Origin of the sequence: Advenella kashmirensis W13003 (genome assembly GCF_000506985.1) — a bacterium.
GTDB lineage: Bacteria > Pseudomonadota > Gammaproteobacteria > Burkholderiales > Burkholderiaceae_B > Advenella > Advenella kashmirensis_A.
This window is the reverse complement of record NZ_KI650979.1, coordinates 1,484,592-1,500,445: the sequence shown is the minus strand read 5'-3', so window position 1 is coordinate 1,500,445 and position 15,854 is coordinate 1,484,592. Positions and strand designations below refer to the sequence as shown.

General features: G+C 54.5%; 17 protein-coding genes. 11 read left to right on the top strand and 6 right to left on the bottom strand.

The genetic code is table 11. The features are described from left to right. Nucleotides 1-48 precede the first annotated feature (48 nt). The 3 genes from W822_RS30965 (at nt 49) to W822_RS30955 (ending at nt 2,081) form a co-directional block, all read left to right on the top strand. Complete coding sequence (locus tag W822_RS30965) at nt 49-1,260, top strand: MFS transporter (protein ID WP_024004468.1); 1,212 nt, start codon at nt 49-51, stop codon at nt 1,258-1,260. Between the two features lie 136 nt (nt 1,261-1,396). Then, nucleotides 1,397-1,636, top strand: a complete 240-nt coding sequence (locus W822_RS30960) for a hypothetical protein (protein ID WP_024004467.1) — start codon at nt 1,397-1,399, stop codon at nt 1,634-1,636. A gap of 121 nt (nt 1,637-1,757) precedes the next feature. Next, entirely contained in the window at nt 1,758-2,081 is a 324-nt protein-coding gene (locus tag W822_RS30955) for an EthD family reductase (protein ID WP_024004466.1), read from the top strand. A gap of 416 nt (nt 2,082-2,497) precedes the next feature. Here the strand turns inward: W822_RS30955 and W822_RS30950 are convergent, their stop codons facing one another. Continuing rightward, nucleotides 2,498-3,010 (bottom strand): hypothetical protein, encoded by a 513-nt coding sequence (locus W822_RS30950; RefSeq protein WP_024004465.1) that lies wholly within the window; start codon nt 3,008-3,010, stop codon nt 2,498-2,500. 510 nt (nt 3,011-3,520) lie between these two features. On the opposite strand from W822_RS30950, the gene W822_RS30945 reads away from it, so the two are divergent. Further along, the gene (locus tag W822_RS30945) at nt 3,521-4,333 is read left to right on the top strand and encodes a substrate-binding domain-containing protein (protein ID WP_024004464.1); all 813 of its coding nucleotides are present in this window, start codon (nt 3,521-3,523) and stop codon (nt 4,331-4,333) included. Between the two features lie 5 nt (nt 4,334-4,338). Here W822_RS30945 and dmeF read toward each other — a convergent pair whose 3' ends face one another. Continuing rightward, the gene (gene dmeF / locus W822_RS30940) at nt 4,339-5,280 is read right to left on the bottom strand and encodes a CDF family Co(II)/Ni(II) efflux transporter DmeF (RefSeq protein WP_024004463.1); all 942 of its coding nucleotides are present in this window, start codon (nt 5,278-5,280) and stop codon (nt 4,339-4,341) included. A 7-nt stretch (nt 5,281-5,287) separates the two neighbouring features. Next, entirely contained in the window at nt 5,288-5,563 is a 276-nt protein-coding gene (locus W822_RS30935; RefSeq protein ID WP_024004462.1) for a metal/formaldehyde-sensitive transcriptional repressor, read from the bottom strand. A 166-nt stretch (nt 5,564-5,729) separates the two neighbouring features. Between W822_RS30935 and W822_RS30930 the strand changes: the two genes are divergently transcribed. The 6 genes from W822_RS30930 to W822_RS30905 all read left to right on the top strand — a co-directional run bounded on the left by W822_RS30930 (nt 5,730) and on the right by W822_RS30905 (nt 12,034). After that, nucleotides 5,730-6,494 (top strand): GntR family transcriptional regulator, encoded by a 765-nt coding sequence (locus W822_RS30930; protein ID WP_081724308.1) that lies wholly within the window; start codon nt 5,730-5,732, stop codon nt 6,492-6,494. Between the two features lie 34 nt (nt 6,495-6,528). Further along, a complete protein-coding gene (locus tag W822_RS30925) occupies nt 6,529-7,314 on the top strand; it encodes an ABC transporter permease (protein WP_024004460.1) in 786 nt (261 codons plus the stop codon). 3 nt (nt 7,315-7,317) lie between these two features. Further along, nucleotides 7,318-8,136, top strand: a complete 819-nt coding sequence (locus tag W822_RS30920; protein WP_024004459.1) for an ABC transporter ATP-binding protein — start codon at nt 7,318-7,320, stop codon at nt 8,134-8,136. Between the two features lie 37 nt (nt 8,137-8,173). Then, nucleotides 8,174-9,172 (top strand): ABC transporter substrate-binding protein, encoded by a 999-nt coding sequence (locus tag W822_RS30915; protein WP_024004458.1) that lies wholly within the window; start codon nt 8,174-8,176, stop codon nt 9,170-9,172. After that, on the top strand, nt 9,169-10,794 hold the full coding sequence (locus tag W822_RS30910; RefSeq protein WP_024004457.1) for a GMC family oxidoreductase: 1,626 nt from the start codon (nt 9,169-9,171) through the stop codon (nt 10,792-10,794). The genes W822_RS30915 and W822_RS30910 overlap by 4 nt, the downstream gene beginning before the upstream one ends. A gap of 115 nt (nt 10,795-10,909) precedes the next feature. Next, the gene (locus tag W822_RS30905) at nt 10,910-12,034 is read left to right on the top strand and encodes a mandelate racemase/muconate lactonizing enzyme family protein (protein ID WP_024004456.1); all 1,125 of its coding nucleotides are present in this window, start codon (nt 10,910-10,912) and stop codon (nt 12,032-12,034) included. Nucleotides 12,035-12,063: 29 nt separating this feature from the next. Here the strand turns inward: W822_RS30905 and W822_RS30900 are convergent, their stop codons facing one another. Then, the gene (locus tag W822_RS30900) at nt 12,064-13,050 is read right to left on the bottom strand and encodes a Bug family tripartite tricarboxylate transporter substrate binding protein (protein ID WP_031242360.1); all 987 of its coding nucleotides are present in this window, start codon (nt 13,048-13,050) and stop codon (nt 12,064-12,066) included. Nucleotides 13,051-13,308: 258 nt separating this feature from the next. After that, a complete protein-coding gene (locus W822_RS30895; RefSeq protein ID WP_024004454.1) occupies nt 13,309-14,133 on the bottom strand; it encodes an SDR family oxidoreductase in 825 nt (274 codons plus the stop codon). A 365-nt stretch (nt 14,134-14,498) separates the two neighbouring features. On the opposite strand from W822_RS30895, the gene W822_RS30890 reads away from it, so the two are divergent. Further along, nucleotides 14,499-15,191 (top strand): TetR/AcrR family transcriptional regulator, encoded by a 693-nt coding sequence (locus W822_RS30890; protein ID WP_024004453.1) that lies wholly within the window; start codon nt 14,499-14,501, stop codon nt 15,189-15,191. A gap of 81 nt (nt 15,192-15,272) precedes the next feature. Here W822_RS30890 and W822_RS30885 read toward each other — a convergent pair whose 3' ends face one another. Next, on the bottom strand, nt 15,273-15,851 hold the full coding sequence (locus W822_RS30885; RefSeq protein WP_051401714.1) for an isochorismatase family protein: 579 nt from the start codon (nt 15,849-15,851) through the stop codon (nt 15,273-15,275). Between the last annotated feature and the right edge of the window lie 3 nt (nt 15,852-15,854).

The following is a 15,854-nucleotide window of genomic DNA, read 5'->3' as shown; positions in this document are numbered from 1 at the left end:
GCACGGCTAAACTGTGCCATTACGAGTGTCATATCCCAGTTGAACGCAATGTCGATCGAATCTGCCGCAATCGCCCCCGCCCGCCCCGAGACCAGCACCGCTTTCAAAGTCCTTGGCGCAATCAGTGTCGCTCATATGATGAACGACATGATCCAGTCTATTTTGCTGGCCATTTATCCGATGCTCAAGGACAATTTCAGTCTGAGTTTCGCACAAATCGGTCTGATTACTCTGGTCTACCAGATTACGGCCTCACTGCTGCAGCCACTGATCGGGCACTATACCGACAAACACCCCCAACCCTATTCGCTGACCATCGGCATGGGTTCCACCCTGCTGGGCCTGTTGTTGCTCTCGGTCGCCCCCTCCTTTCCGATCCTGCTGGTTGCCGCCATCCTGATCGGTACGGGTTCCTCGGTGTTCCACCCCGAGTCCTCCCGCATAGCCCGCATGGCCTCGGGCGGACGGCATGGCCTGGCCCAGTCTCTGTTTCAGGTGGGCGGCAATGTGGGATCGGCGCTTGGTCCTTTGCTGGCAGCGCTGATCATATTGCCCCGCGGTCAGGGCAGCGTAGCCTGGTTTTCGGTTGCCGCCCTGTTCGCCATGTTCGTACTGCTGCAAATCGGTCGCTGGTACAGCCGCAACCGGGAACTGCTGGCCCTGCGAACCCGGCGCTCGGCCAATGCCATAGAGCTGCCACGCAATAAAATCATTGCGGCGCTGGCGGTATTGGGCGTGCTGGTGTTCTCCAAATATTTCTACATGGCCTCAATGAGCAGCTACCTGACGTTCTATATGATAGAAAAATTCTCTCTATCCGTGCGTACTTCACAGCTGTACCTGTTTGTATTTCTGGCGGCAGTCGCCGTTGGCACCATCGCAGGCGGTCCGATAGGTGATCGCATTGGCCGCAAGCGGGTCATCTGGGGCTCCATACTGGGGGTTGCCCCCTTTACCCTGATTCTGCCGCATGCCAATTTGTTCTGGACGGGTATTCTGATTGTAATCATCGGCCTGATTCTGGCCTCTGCGTTCTCGGCCATTGTGGTTTACGCGCAGGAACTGGTACCCGGCAAGACGGGCATGATCGCCGGCCTGTTCTTCGGCTTTGCCTTTGGAATGGGCGGCGTGGGTGCCGCAGCGCTGGGACATCTGGCGGACGCCACAAGTATTTCCTATGTGTACCAGGTGTGTGCTTACCTTCCACTGCTTGGCATTGTGGCGATTTTATTGCCCAAGACCGAGTACAGTCTGAAATAGCCGACGAGGCAGCAAGCGTGCAAGGCGTTCGCAAATAACAGGATCGACCGCTACCCCGGGCGTAACTGGGTACAATGGAAGCCTGTAAAATGCGAACCTCGCCTTATTCCACCGCGCTCTCAGAAGGAAGACGCCCATGAGCACTCTGCCCAAATTCGCAGCCAACGGCTGGCGACGTCTTGATAACGGCCATGTGCAACATGTGTCGGGATTGGAGTTCGCACCAGATCCGGATGAACGGTTCAAACTGATCGAAGAGTCGCTATCGGTGTTTATTCGTAATCTGCATCATGAAGGTGCGACACAGCAACAAACCGAACGCCTGCTGCACAAGCTGACGCAACAGGTCGCCGAACAATTTATGGGCTTGCACTAAAAAGGGGGAAGTAAACGTACCACCCTGTCCGGCGGTTGTCTGCATCACAACCATTTGTCGATGCGACACATTTTGAGCTACCATTATCAAAAATAAAGATACCAACCGAGGAGATGCAGTCATGATCAAAGTGAGTGTAATGTACCCAAACACGCCAGGAGCGCGATTCGATCACGATTACTATCGTGATAAACATCTGCCGCTACTGAAAGAGCGCATGGGCGAGTACTGCCAATACTACACCATAGACAGAGGAATCGCCGGAGACACACCAGATGCGCCTGCGACCTATATTGGCATGTGCCATATTTTCTGCGACTCGGCGGAGGATTTCCAGGCCGGATTCGGCCCGCACGCGAGCGAAATACTGGGCGATATCAAGAATTACACGGATCTGACTCCGATTCTGCAACTCAGTGAAGTGGTGGTCGATACCCGCGATTAACATCGCAGCACCCACACCATTGGTGGTTCAATTGCAGCGTATTTAATCCGGACGTCATGCGGGCATGATCCGGTCATTCATGAATGAAAGATGATCGGATAGTAATATTCTGTTCATGCACGCCTGCCGGAACCCACATTATGATTGAATTGTTCTGTCACAGGCTGCGATTATGCTGAGTTGCCCACCGTGCTACGGTTGGTCAGATCATCATGCGTGACCCGATGGTGGAATGAATGATGTTTTTTCCGGTTTCGTATCGCACCGCCCAACGATGTCATCAACGGAACCGGAAAGGAACAGTGTGTTAGTCAGCGAGTGGCACGTTAAACAAAACCCTGACAGGCGGCACAATGAAATCCCGGGCACGGGTAACCTTCCATTGGGGCCGCCATTCCTCATCTAACGACGCCGAATCAGGATTTGGCGGGCTGACTTGCCGGTTGCGGCACGATGGAATGAATCAAAGACGTTGCTGCCTGCTGATTAGCGACGCTGAACAGAAAATCGCTACCCTGGCGCACTCCCGTCAATGAGACGAGCTGGCCACCGACAACGGTCGCGTACCCCCTGTTTTTGGGCACGGTCTTGAGCAAAGCAGCGCCTTGAGGATTGAGGGTCATTTTCACAAACGTGCGGTTCTGAGTATCGCGCACCACATCCAGCCCCCGGATGTGACTTCTGTTAATCAGCGGTTGTGCACTTACATAAATGGTCTGCTTATCGTTCAGGCGCAGGGGACGATACCCCTTGACTGCAACATTGGACGCCATGAATACACTTACTGCTGCCGGCTGACGGACCGCGGCCTGTGCAGGGGCCGTTGCAGTACCGGCGGCAGGTGCAGTGGCGTTGTTTACGCTCTGGCAGCCTGCCAGAGCAACAACAAGTGAAATAACTGACAGCGCAGATTTTGTTATGGGTTTCATAGAGGCTCTCTTCAAAAAATAGAATGATTCATAAAAAGAACAAAACATCCGGATCGCGCAGCATGATGCGCTGCGCGTGCACCAAAGCGGTCATTCATTCAATGTCCAGCCCAAGCATATCCAAATGAAACAAATGGTATCGTAAAGTATATTATAAATACGTTTTGTTACGTTGCCGCGCCAGGCTGTGACACGAAATGTTAAGAATCATTAAGTTCGCGGGAAACGGAGGATCCCGTCGGGCCCTGCAGAACCGCTACTTGGTCGATAACTGTCCATACAAATTTGTGGCCTGTGCCTGAACCCTTTGACCGGCCTGCGTATCCTGCGCAGTCCGCCAGGCATGTCCTCACCGTTGCCCGGGAATGTAATTTTCTATTTCATTTGTGATTACCGGCCGCATTGTCCGTCTGATGTGCGCAGTAACCATTAAACTCGGGCGCAGACGGTCAACTGCCTGCCCCGAGACGCTCAGAACCGTCCTTCAACAAATCGAACTCAGGAGATACCATGAACACGAACGTTATTCGCCGCCGCGCGGTACTAGCCACCATCGCCCTGTCCACATTTCTGGCGGCCTGCGGCAACCTGCCCGGTACTGCGCCAAAAAACACCATCACCGTCATCTCCTCGGGCGGCTTCGCTTCTTCGGTAGAAGCGCTGGCGCCTCAATTTGAAAAACAGTCCGGCTACCATGTGAATATCATCCACGGATCGTCCATGGGCGGCGCGACTGACTCAATTCCTGCAAGACTGGATCGCCAGGAGCCGGCCGATATGGTGATCCTGGCCCGCAAATCGCTGGACAAGCTCGCCGATAAAGGACAGGTTGTACAGGGCAGTCAGGTAGACCTGGTGCGTTCACTGATCGGTATCTCGGTGCAGAAAGGCGCTCCAAAACCGGATATCAGTACAGCAGACGCGGTCAAGCGGACCCTGTTGGCAGCGCCCTCGATTGCATACTCCGCCAGCGCCAGCGGCACCTACTATGAAAAAGAAATGCTTAAGAAATTGGGCATTGAAGCCCAGGTCAAACCCAAGAGCAAGCGTATTGTGTCAGAACGTGTAGGTAACGTTGTTGCCAGGGGTGATGCCGCCATGGGTTTGCAACAGGTCAGCGAATTGCTGCCCATCAAGGGCGCCGACTACGTAGGTGTTCTGCCGCCTGCCCTGCAACATCCAACGATTTTTTCTGCTGGCATCACGACGCACGCAACGAATACGGAAGGCGCCCAGGCTCTGCTTAAATACCTGACTTCGCCTGCCGCCGTCGGGACAATCCGCGAAAAAGGACTGGAGCCGGCTTTCCAGAACTCAAAATAAGCCAGTCAGGCAGATCGGCATTCGACGGTCAGATGCGATAGTCCCTGGATATTCCGCAAACGTTCCCGTATCTGTTCGACCGTCAAACTGCTGTCTGTCACACTGACAATGGCTGCTCTTGCCTGTGGACCGACCTGCCAGACATGAAGGTCTGTGATTTCAACATGGTTTGCCGCCTGCAGTTGTTGACGGATTGCATGGGCGATATGTTCGTCGGTCACATCCAGCAATACGGCTGCGCTGGCTTTCATCAGGACAACAGACCATCTTCCGATGACGATTGCGCCTGCGATTCCCATGACCGGGTCCAGCCATATCCAGCCAAAATAGCGTCCGGCCAGCAACGCAATGATCGCCAGGACGGACGTTAACGCATCAGCCAGTACATGAATATATGCCGCGCGGATATTGTTATCTGCGCCGGCCTGATGCGAATGATCATGGGTATGCGCATGAGACGAATGGGAATGGGCGGAGTGATCATGCGCATGATGATGACCTCCCGAGAGCAATAGCGCGCTTACAATGTTCACGACCAGACCCACCGCCGCAATACTTGCAGCCTCTGCGAAGGCCACGGTTGCAGGATTCATCAGCCGCAGCAAAGATTCGCCCGCAATGCCCAACGACACCAGTGCCAACACCAGTGCCGATGCAAATCCTGCAAGGTCACCGACTTTTCCGGTACCAAAACTGAAATGTTCGTTTGCAACATTGCGTCGCGCATATGCGTACGCCACTGCCGCAATACCCAGGGCACCGGCATGCGTGGCCATATGAAACCCGTCTGCAAGCAGGGCCATGGACCCGGTGACATAGCCGGCCAGAATTTCCACAACCATCATAGCAAATGTGAGAACTACGACCCAGCGGGTGCGCCGGGCATTCTCATCATGAGTCGCACCCAGAAATGAATGACTATGTCTGTTTGCCTGAGAAGAAGCCATATCTTTCCTATTTCGAATATTGCCGAATTGCCGTGAGCAATTCCCGTACGCCCTGTTGCCGTTCCTCGTTGCTCAAGTCTGGATCGGCCACATGAAACTTCGCGTGCTCTTCGATGATTTTTTCGAGCAGGCCACTGAGGGCACCACGCGCCGCTGCGACAAGATGCAGGGTTTTGCCACAAGGAGCATCGGATTCCAGCGCGCGCTCTATCGCCTGCACCTGCCCTGAGATTCTGCGAATGCGCTTGAGCAATACATCTTTTTCATCGCCCAAATGGCTCATACTATACCCCCCTATACTATAAAACAATTATAGTATATCAATAGTTTCCGGCTTTCAATCACGGCCATTCCCGAGATGGCGAGATATGCCGGCAAAGGCGTAAGCACAAAGCGTTAAGGGCATACCCCTACTTGTTTATTTCAATTGTGCTTATTATTATGATGATATGAACAATGAAACAAAGCCTCGCACTGAAAGCCGCATGCCGCTGTATTTGCAGGTGGCAAAGCTGATGCGTCAGAAAATCGAAAGCCAGCAGTGGCGTTTCGGCGAGCAAATTCCCACGCTGGATAATCTGGTGGCCGAATTTGAAGTATCCCGTATTACACTGCGTGCCGCCCTGAATCTGCTGGAAGACAATGGCATTATTACGCGCACCCGCGGGCTTGGTACGTTTGTCGCAAAAGATTTGTCAGAGCAACGCTGGTTCAGGCTGCCCAATCGATTCGATGAACTTGTCAAAGTGGTTTCGCCGCTCAAAATCCATATGCTGCCCATAGAACCAGGCACACGCGTACAGGATCCTGCTTTTGGCTTTGACGGCAATAGCACAGGATACCAGCGCCTGCGTCGAGTGCATTATCGGGAGAACACCCCGTATTGTCTGATTGATATTTATCTGGACCAGACGATTTTCGACAGTGACCCCGAAGGATTCAGTCAGACACCTGTCGTGCCTCAACTCGCAGGACGCTCCGATATTACGATCCATCAGGCCAGGCAAGTGTTGCGCATTACCGTCTCCGACAAGGAAACGGCATCGCATTTGCATATTGGCGTAGGCGATCCCATTGCAGATGTTTGTCGGGTGTTCAAAGATCCGTCCCAAAAGATTCTGTATTACGCCCATATTCAATATCCCGCGCAGCTGATTCAGATTGATACCGATCTGCTGCAAAATGACGCACCCCAACACCCGGCCCTGACCTGACCGGTGGCAGCGACAAGCATATTTGGAGACAAAGATGGCAAAAGCCACAAGTAGCAGTAACCGGCTGGGCAATTTTGCCTGGGCCGTTTTTCCGTTTATCTGCCTGGTGATCCTCTGGATGCTCGTCCACGCTTCCGGCTGGGTCAGTCCCGCATTACTGCCCTCGCCGCTTGAAGTGTTGCAGACCTTCTGGACACACCTGACAGAAGGCGGGCTGCTGGTGAACATGGGTATGTCTATTCAGCGCGTGGTGGGCGGACTACTGCTGGGAATGTTGCTGGCGGTTCCGATCGGCTTTCTGATCGGCTGGTACAAACCTATCCGACGCTTTGTCGATCCGCTGGTCAATTTCTTCCGGGCTTTGCCACCCATCGCCCTGATTCCACTTGTGATTGTGTATTTCGGCATCGGTGAAATGGCCAAGATCGCCATCCTGTTTTATGCCTCATTTTTTGCGGCAGTCATCGTGATGTATGAAGGCATGAGCCAGATCAGTCCGGTGTATATCCGCGTCGCGAAAACGCTGGGCGCGACCGATATGGAAATATTCCTCAAGGTCATGGTACCCATGACCGTGCCACACATGCTGACGGCCCTTCGAGTAGCCCTGGGGGTGGCCTGGGCAACCCTGGTGGCCGCCGAACTGGTGGCCGCCCAGGAAGGATTGGGCGCGATGATACAGAATGCCTCGGCATTTTTCGATCTGCGCGCCATTTATGTAGGGATTATTTGTATCGGAGCGATCGCGCTCATGATGGATATCGCCATTCGCAAATTATCAAACCGATTGATCAGCTGGCAAGACCGAAGCGGAGAATAAACAATGCAGACAAATCAAGAACGAATTGTTTTCGACAACGTTTCCATGCAATTTGACACGCCTGCCGGCCAGCTGCAAGTAGTGCAGGATATGTCTTTCTCGGTCAATCAGGGCGATTTTATTTCACTGGTAGGGCCTTCAGGCTGTGGCAAGACCACGCTGATGAATATGGCCGCCGGCTTTGTCAAACCTACACGCGGACGGGTGTTGCTCGATGGCAAGCACATTGAGCAACCGGGGCCCGATCGTGGCGTCATGTTCCAGGAATATGGTGTGTTTCCGTGGCTGACCGTCGAACAGAATATTGCATTTGGACTTAACCTGAAGGTCAGCAAAAATCTGGACGCGGCGGAGAAAAAAGAAATTGTGGATCGCTACCTGAACCTCATGGGGCTTACTGACTTTCGCAAAGCGTTTCCGAAAACGCTTTCCGGCGGAATGAGGCAGCGCCTGGCCCTGGCCCGCACTTATGCTGTCCGGCCCGAGTTCGTCCTCATGGACGAGCCCTTTGGCGCGCTGGATGCGCAGACCCGTAGCGCGATGCATGATCTGTTGCTGGATGTACTGTATGCGGAAGGCAAAACCGTGATGCTGATTACGCACTCTGTTGAAGAAGCTGTTTATCTGTCCAACAAGGTACTCGTCATTTCGGCCAGGCCTTCTCAGATTCGCGAAGTCGTCGATATTCCGTTCCCCTATCCGCGGCATCGATCGCTGCAGGAAACACCGGAGTTCAATACCCTGCGTGCCCGCATTCACAATAGCGTGATGCAGGAATATGCGGCACAGGAAGCGCTGGCAAAACAAAAACGCGTCGCATAGGCGCACTTGCTGTCAAATACCAAAGGAGGTAGTTGCTATGAAACGTAGAACTTTTATCAAGATGGCGGCAGGCACGGCAGCAGTGGCATTGCATGCAGCGCCTGTGTTTGCGCAGAGCAGTACCAAAGTCAAAGTCGGCTATTTGCATACGCTGGCGGTGGATGGCCAGATCTGGCTGGCCGAAGATATGGGGATATGGAAAAAACAGGGCCTGGACATGGAGTTCATCCAGTTCCAGACCGGGCTGGAACTCTTTCAGGCAATGAGCGGAGGCAGCATTGATGTCCTCAGCACCGGCGCGGTCATGTCCAATTTCCCGGCGCGAGGGCAAGGCAAAGTATTCCTCATGAATGACGTGGAATTTGCCACTGCCCAATTGTGGGTGCACCCAGACATGGGTATCAACTCGATTGCCGATCTGAAAGGCAAACAAATTTCCACCACAACCGGCACCACCGCACACGTCTTCCTGGACAATGCGCTGCGCAAGAACGGCCTGGATCCCAGGAAAGACGTCAAAATTATCAACCAGCGCATGCAGGATGCGGTAACCGCCTTTATTTCCAAGGCTGTTCCCGCTATTGCCCTTTGGGTACCGTTCAACATTCCGATCCGCAACAAAGTGCCAGGTGCAAAAATGCTGATGGATGCATCCAAGTTCTATCCGGAAGCGGCCATCATGGGCGGCTGGGCTGCGCGCAATGATTATTACGATAAGAATAAAGCGGTGCTTGAGAAAATTATTCGTGGCTGGGCCGAGGCCAATGATTACCTGATCGCCAATACCGACAAGGCATTGCAGGCCATACAGAGCAAGCACTATCCGCAAGTCCCGCTGGCCGATATCAAAGAGCAGTATGCGGCCCAGAAAATGTTCACCTCGGCAGAATGGGCAAAACTGTATGCCGACGGTTCCGTCACCAAATGGTTGCAGCGCGTCAGCGATTTCTTCATCGAATTTGCCAGCATTCCGAATGCAACCCCGGCATCAGAATACTTTGATCCCAAGCTTTATCTGAACGTAATCAAGCCATGAGTGAACAAAAGTCGAAATCGGACGCAGGTGCCTACGATTACATTATTGTAGGCGCCGGCTCCGCCGGTTGCGTACTGGCTAACCGCCTGTCGGCCGATCCTGCTACCCGCGTACTTTTGCTGGAAGCGGGCAAGCCCAATACCAATTTCTGGCTGCACCTGCCGGTGGGATACTTCAAGACCATTTACGACACGCGCTTCTCGCGTCTGTTTGACACTGAATCATGCGAGGGCACGGCGGGAAGAAATATTGTCTGGCCGCGCGGCCGCGTGCTGGGCGGATCCAGCTCGATCAATGGTCTACTGTACATTCGCGGTCAGCATCGCGATTACGATAGCTGGGCTCAACACGGCGCGACCGGATGGGACTATCAATCGGTTCTGCCGATTTTCAAGCGCTCGGAGGGTTACGAACGAGGCGAGAGTGAATATCATGGCGGGCATGGCGAACTTGGCGTTTCCGACCTGAAGAACGATCACCCCTATTGCCGGGCCTGGGTGGCGGCCGGGCAGGAATTTGGCCTGCCGTTCAATCCCGACTTCAACGGCGTGACCGAGTTCGGCGTGGGCGCTTACCAATTAAGCATGAAAAACGGCTGGCGCTCCAGCGCCGCCACCGCTTTCTTGCGGCCCGCGCAAACTCGCAGCAATCTCACCGTCCTGACCGAAGCCCACCTGACCCGGATTCTGTTCCAGGGCACCACGGCAACCGGCGTGCAATGGCTACAGCACGGCACGGTTCATCAAGCCCGTGCCCAAACCGAGGTTATCCTGTCGGCAGGTGCCGTGCAATCGCCGCAAATACTACAGTTGTCAGGAATCGGCCCCAAGGCCCTACTGGAGAAGCACGGTATTCCGGTCATTGTCGATGCACCGGAGGTCGGGGAAAATCTGAAAGATCATTACCAGGCTCGCACCATTGTTCGGCTTAAAAAGAAACTATCACTGAATAATGACGTTCGCAATCCACTCAAGCTGGCAGGCATGGGACTGCAATGGGCATTCAGAAACAGCGGGCCGCTTACCGTCGGGGCAGGCCAGGTGGGCGGCTTTGCAAGAACCGAATACGCGACCGATGATCGATCCGACATGCAGTTCAATGTGATGCCATTGTCGGTCGACAAACCGGGTACGCCATTACACGACTATCCCGGCTTTACAGCATCGGCCTCCCAGTGCAGGCCCGCCTCGCGCGGCCGACTCCGGATACGTAGCGCCGATCCCCTGGATTCGCCGACGATCGAGACCCGTTACCTGAGTGAAGAAATTGACCGGCAAACGCTCGCCGCAGGCCTGGACATGCTGCGTGATATTTATCACCAGCCCGCGTTTCGAGATCTGATCGATACGGAAGTGCTGCCGGGCAGCGCACGCAAGTCACGGGCAGACCTCGTTGACTTTGCCCGCGAATGCGGCGGCACCGTTTTCCATGCCGTGGGGACATGCAGGATGGGATCGGACACGCGTGCCGTTGTCGATCCTGCGCTGCGCGTTCAGGGTGTGCAGCGCCTTCGGGTGATTGACGCATCGGTCATGCCCGAGATGGTGTCAGCCAACACGAATGCCGCCTCGATCATGATCGGAGAAAAAGGCGCGGACCTGATATTGAACGAGAAACGCTGAAAATCAGACTGCCGTTCATCTATCTCAATCGAAATAAAGGAAACTCATGCCCGCCACGCCTGCAGAATGTGCCACATTTAAAGCGCCAGACCATCAAGCACTGCCAAATCAGTCAATGCAACCGCTGAAGCTGGCCCGGGCCGACGCCCTGGTGTTCCGGGCACCCATCGCCGAGCCGGTACAAACCTCTTTCGGCATCATGTATGACCGCCCCGCTGTCCTTGTCCGCATTGAGAGTGTCGAGGGCGTGGTCGGCTGGGGTGAAATCTGGTGCAACTTTCCCAGCGTCGGTGCCGAACATCGTGCCCGGATTTTCCAGTCCTGCGTTGCGCCGATTCTGCTTGGACAAACCTGGGACAACCCCGCAAAGGCGTTTGAGGCATTACATCAACGCCTGCGCGTGCTGGCCATACAGAGCGGAGAGCCCGGTACGCTGGCCCAGGCCATCGCCGGAGCCGACATCGCCTTGTGGGACATGGCCGCCCGGCTGGCGGAAAAGCCGTTATGGCAACTATGCGGTGGTTCACGGAATATCGACGTTTATGCGTCCGGCATCAGCCCTACCCACCCGCAGGAACTGGCGAAAATCAAGCAGGCAGAAGGCTATCGTGCCTTCAAACTCAAGGTAGGTTTCGGGCGGGATCGCGATATCGCCAACCTGAACCAGTTGCGCGACCTGATAGGGCAGGATACACCGCTGATGATAGATGCCAACCAGGCCTGGTCGATGGACGACGCGCTGGACATGTTGCCTCTTCTCCAGCCATTTGGACTCGCCTGGCTCGAAGAGCCATTGACTGCCGATTCATCGCTGGACGAATGGAAGCAATTGGCGCAGGCCAGCACCATTCCGCTGGCTGCGGGAGAAAATATCAGAGGGATCAGGAATTTCGAGTTGGCCATTGAGTCCGGTGCGTTCGGTGTCATCCAGCCGGATCTGGGAAAATGGGGCGGTTTTAGCGGCTGTGTACCCGTCGGCCGCGCTGCTGTGACTCATCAGCGCCTGTTTTGCCCTCACTGGCTTGGCGCCGGCGTGGGGCTGGTCGCGTCCATGCACCTGAAGGCGATCGTGGGCGGTCCCGGATATGTGGAGGTGGACTCCAATCCAAACCCTTTACGTGACTTGATCGCCGAGCCCTATCTGAAACCCGAAGAAGGCAGAATTTCACTTTCCGAAGTGCCCGGCCTGGGTATCACACCGGACTTGGGTAGTCTCAAGCCCTTTCAGGTGCAATATTGATGCGTTAGTACCACCTCGGGCAGCGATGTTCAGTCAATCTTCATGCCTATTTTCTTGAGCAGCGCCGCCATGGACGCGGTGTCCTTTTCAAGCAATGCGCTGAACTCTTCCGGCGTAGAGGAAAGTACTTCGAAACCCTGCTTTTCCAATGGTTGCCTGAAGGCGGGATCCTTCAGGACCTTGAGCATAGCCTGGTGCAACCGCTCCAGCACATCTGTCGGCGTGCCTTTGCGCACGACCACGCCATTCCATACCACAGAGGTGAAATCACCCACGCCGGCTTCCTTCATTGTCGGCACGTCGGGCAGCAACCCAGAACGTTTCGAATCAGCTATGGCAACCGCACGCAATCGCCCTGCCTTGACCATCGGCACTATGGCAGGCAGATTATTGAACATCATGGGAACTCGCCCGGCCAGGACATCGTTCAACGCAGGCGGCCCGCCCTTGTATGGCACATGCAATAATCGCGTTCCGGTCGCGATCTGGAATTCCTCCCCGGCCAGATGCATGGTATTGCCATTGCCGGCAGATGCGTAGCTCAAATCACCCGGTTTTTTCCTGGCTGCATCCACCAGTTGCTTCACATTTTCAAATGGCGCCTGCTTGTTAACCACAAGCACATTGGCCATTTGGTGGGTCAATGTGACCGGCTGAAAATCCGCTATCGGGTCGTACCCCAGATTGGCGTAAAGGCTCGGATTGATGGCAAGTGTACTCTGCGAACCAATCAGCATGGTATAGCCATCTGCCGGACGATTGAGCAACGCAGCAGAGCCAATGCCACCATTGGCCCCCGCCAGATTTTCCACCACCACGGCTTGTCCGAGTTGTTTTCCCAGTGCCTGCGCAAACGGTCGTGCGAATCCGTCAGCCGCTCCCCCGGCCGGAAAAGGCAAAATCAGGGTTAACGCGTGATCCGGGAAGTTTCCTGTCTTCGCCTGTGCAGCGCTGTTCAACAAAATTGCCGTCAGCAAACTGACTGCGAGAATCTGAATCCGATGCAGCAAAATCATGGTTTGTCTCCTTTGCTTAGTCGTTTGAATTTCGATTCCGGAGTTTTGTTTTTCAGATGAAATGGTACCGGTACCATTTCATTCAAAATAAATACTATGCTGCCAGGCCCTTCGGGTCAAGCAATGAAACAAACCTTATCAAGGAAAACTGAAAAATCGCCGCCAGCGGCAACAGGACACGCTGTCCCCGCGCTACCGCCCCCTCTGCGTTCTGGGTAGGCAGGAAGGCGGTAAGCACGGAGCCGACAGTTTCTTGGATCAGAAAGTACCCGTGTACATGCCGCCGTCGATCAGCAGATTCTGGCCCGTTATATAGCCGGCGTGCTGACCGCAGAGAAATGCGCAAAGTGCGCCGAATTCGTCAGGGTGTCCAAAGCGTTTGGCGGGCACCACAGCCTGCTGCGCCTGCCTGACCGTATCCATATCTTTGCCGGATTTTTCAGCAGCCACTTTCATATTCCCTTCCAGGCGATCAGTTGCAAATTTCCCAGGCAGGATGTTATTGACAGTGACGCCTTTGGCCGCGATACCCGAACGCGCCAAACCGGCTACAAATCCGGTCAGCCCGGAGCGTGCGCCATTGGACAGTCCAAGAATATCGATGGGCGCCTTGACCGCGCTGGATGTAATATTGATGATGCGACCAAAACCACGCCCGGCCATTCCGTCAACGGTGGCTTTAATCAGTTCAATAGGCGTCAACATATTGCCATCGACTGCCTTGATCCATGCATCGCGATCCCAGTCACGAAAATCGCCGGGTGGAGGGCCACCGGCGTTGGTCACCACGATGTCGAAATTTTTTCCCGGTCCGCCGTCAGCGCTGAAAACAGCCTCGCGCCCCTCCACCGTGGTGATATCACAGGCAATAGCAATAACTTTTGCTGCAGCAAATCCGTCTCGTTGCGCGGCTGCACCGGCAACGTCAATCAATAGTTTGGCCGCCTCATCAAGCACTTCGGGGCGTCTGGCGTTGATCACCACATTCACGCCGTTATCGACCAGCGCCTTGGCGCAACCGAAACCCAGTCCCTTGCTTGCGCCACACACCAGGGCCCATTTACCTGCTATTGCCAAATCCATTCCTGTTTCCTTATCTTTTCGGTAATCAAAATAACGCTCGAATCATTTTAGCCCGCATGTCGCTAAACAACGGAGTACAGTTTCAACAATCGCAAACGTGATAATCATTCTACCCGGCAATCGCCTGGATCAGCCGCAATTTTCGAAGCTGCCACTGACAGCCCCGTCATTTGGCAGCACCGCCAGCAGAATTTCGGGAACAGCGTTGTATCGGCGAAGCAACTAGTGGCATGCGTCTCGCACGCTTTGAGCGCATTTGTATTCACGATCAATGAATTTATGATATTTTATGGTGCATAGAATCATCAATCTGTTGAAAATTGCCACGGCGATGAACTTGCAAATATTTAATTAATCGATCAATTATGACAAAACCAGCCCAGCACCAGAAGAAAACACCATCGCGGCGGTCTCGTAAAGTAAACGGCCCCGGTCGACCCGAAGGAGCGAGCGTCGTACGTGACGAGATACTGGACGCTGCTGAAGTCATTTTCTCAGACAAGGGATACGCTGGCACGCCTTTAAGAGAAATAGCCGAACAGGCCAATGTCACGCAGGCATTGATCAGTTATTATTTCGGCTCGAAATTCGGTCTTTTTCAAGCGGTCTTTTTACGCAGAAGCGAGTTGGTTTCCCAAGAACGCCTGGAAGCACTGAAAGCGCTGGAAACACAAGCGGCACCCAAAGTCAGCGAAATTGTGAGATCTTTTCTGGAACCGGTTCTCTCTTTGCGCGCAACGTTCCAGGGGCGCGCCTTTCTCAGACTGCAGGCGCGCTTGCACACCGAACCTTCTGAGATTTCCTACTCTCTACGCTCGGAAGCGTATGGCGGCTCCACCCAGCGATATGTCGCCGTATTGCGCAAGGCGCTGCCCAAACTCAACGAACTGGACGCGTGCTGGCGGGTGACATTCATGATCGGCACCTACCTCTATGCATTTTCGGACAGTCACAGGATGGACGAAATGGCGCCCAAAGGCCTGTACGATGTCGACGACACAGAAGAGCTGATTAATCAGGTCACCCGCTTTATGGTCGGTGGATTGAAGGCGGAATAATATCGCGAGCCGCTTGCCGCGCGGCAAGTATCAGGACACCCGGACGTTGACAGCAGTACCGTTTGCTGCACCCCGCGATGGTCAGCCAGCCATGGCGCAAGCACCCAATGCGGATTCGCAGCTCATCACCATGGCATACTTTTGTTGCATGTCAAAGAGACTGGCCTCGTGCGGCCCGCTTGCCCGGTCACCAACACAATCGGTTACCACCAGTGGAGTAAACCCAAGCGACATGGCGTCGACCACACTCGCGCGCACACAGCCGCTGGTCACACATCCAGCCACCAGCAACGTGCTCACACCCCTTTGAGTCAGCCAGGCCGCCAGTGTCGTTCCGAAAAACGCGGAAGGTACGGTCTTGCGTATCACCAGTTCACCTGCCGCCGGTTTGAGTTCAGGTACAATTGCGCTAGCGAGGCTGTCCTCCTTCAGTGTCAGCATACCCGGCACTTTCCGGCTGAAAATATTCTGGTCGGCATCATCGTCTGCAAATACAATCCGACTATGTGCAACCGGCCAGCAACGCCGCCGCGCCTCCTGTAAAAGTCCCTGTGTAGCCGCGATCGCGTCGGGAATATTGCCTCCGCCAAAAATGCCGGGGTCGGCAAAGCCATTTACAAAATCGACTATCAACAAGCCGAACGGCGGCGCAACGGCCATGTC

Excerpts from the sequence above, each read along its gene's own strand:
- W822_RS30925 (WP_024004460.1), top strand. The coding sequence starts at position 6,529 with ATGGCAAAAGCCACAAGTAGCAGTAACCGGCTGGGCAATTTTGCCTGG.
- W822_RS30895 (WP_024004454.1), bottom strand. The coding sequence starts at position 14,133 with ATGGATTTGGCAATAGCAGGTAAATGGGCCCTGGTGTGTGGCGCAAGC.
- W822_RS30905 (WP_024004456.1), top strand. The coding sequence starts at position 10,910 with ATGCAACCGCTGAAGCTGGCCCGGGCCGACGCCCTGGTGTTCCGGGCA.
- W822_RS30965 (WP_024004468.1), top strand. The coding sequence starts at position 49 with ATGTCGATCGAATCTGCCGCAATCGCCCCCGCCCGCCCCGAGACCAGC.
- W822_RS30930 (WP_081724308.1), top strand. The coding sequence starts at position 5,730 with ATGAACAATGAAACAAAGCCTCGCACTGAAAGCCGCATGCCGCTGTAT.
- W822_RS30945 (WP_024004464.1), top strand. The coding sequence starts at position 3,521 with ATGAACACGAACGTTATTCGCCGCCGCGCGGTACTAGCCACCATCGCC.
- dmeF (WP_024004463.1), bottom strand. The coding sequence starts at position 5,280 with ATGGCTTCTTCTCAGGCAAACAGACATAGTCATTCATTTCTGGGTGCG.
- W822_RS30950 (WP_024004465.1), bottom strand. The coding sequence starts at position 3,010 with ATGAAACCCATAACAAAATCTGCGCTGTCAGTTATTTCACTTGTTGTT.
- W822_RS30960 (WP_024004467.1), top strand. The coding sequence starts at position 1,397 with ATGAGCACTCTGCCCAAATTCGCAGCCAACGGCTGGCGACGTCTTGAT.
- W822_RS30915 (WP_024004458.1), top strand. The coding sequence starts at position 8,174 with ATGAAACGTAGAACTTTTATCAAGATGGCGGCAGGCACGGCAGCAGTG.
- W822_RS30920 (WP_024004459.1), top strand. The coding sequence starts at position 7,318 with ATGCAGACAAATCAAGAACGAATTGTTTTCGACAACGTTTCCATGCAA.
- W822_RS30885 (WP_051401714.1), bottom strand. The coding sequence starts at position 15,851 with ATGGCCGTTGCGCCGCCGTTCGGCTTGTTGATAGTCGATTTTGTAAAT.
- W822_RS30935 (WP_024004462.1), bottom strand. The coding sequence starts at position 5,563 with ATGAGCCATTTGGGCGATGAAAAAGATGTATTGCTCAAGCGCATTCGC.
- W822_RS30955 (WP_024004466.1), top strand. The coding sequence starts at position 1,758 with ATGATCAAAGTGAGTGTAATGTACCCAAACACGCCAGGAGCGCGATTC.
- W822_RS30900 (WP_031242360.1), bottom strand. The coding sequence starts at position 13,050 with ATGATTTTGCTGCATCGGATTCAGATTCTCGCAGTCAGTTTGCTGACG.
- W822_RS30890 (WP_024004453.1), top strand. The coding sequence starts at position 14,499 with ATGACAAAACCAGCCCAGCACCAGAAGAAAACACCATCGCGGCGGTCT.
- W822_RS30910 (WP_024004457.1), top strand. The coding sequence starts at position 9,169 with ATGAGTGAACAAAAGTCGAAATCGGACGCAGGTGCCTACGATTACATT.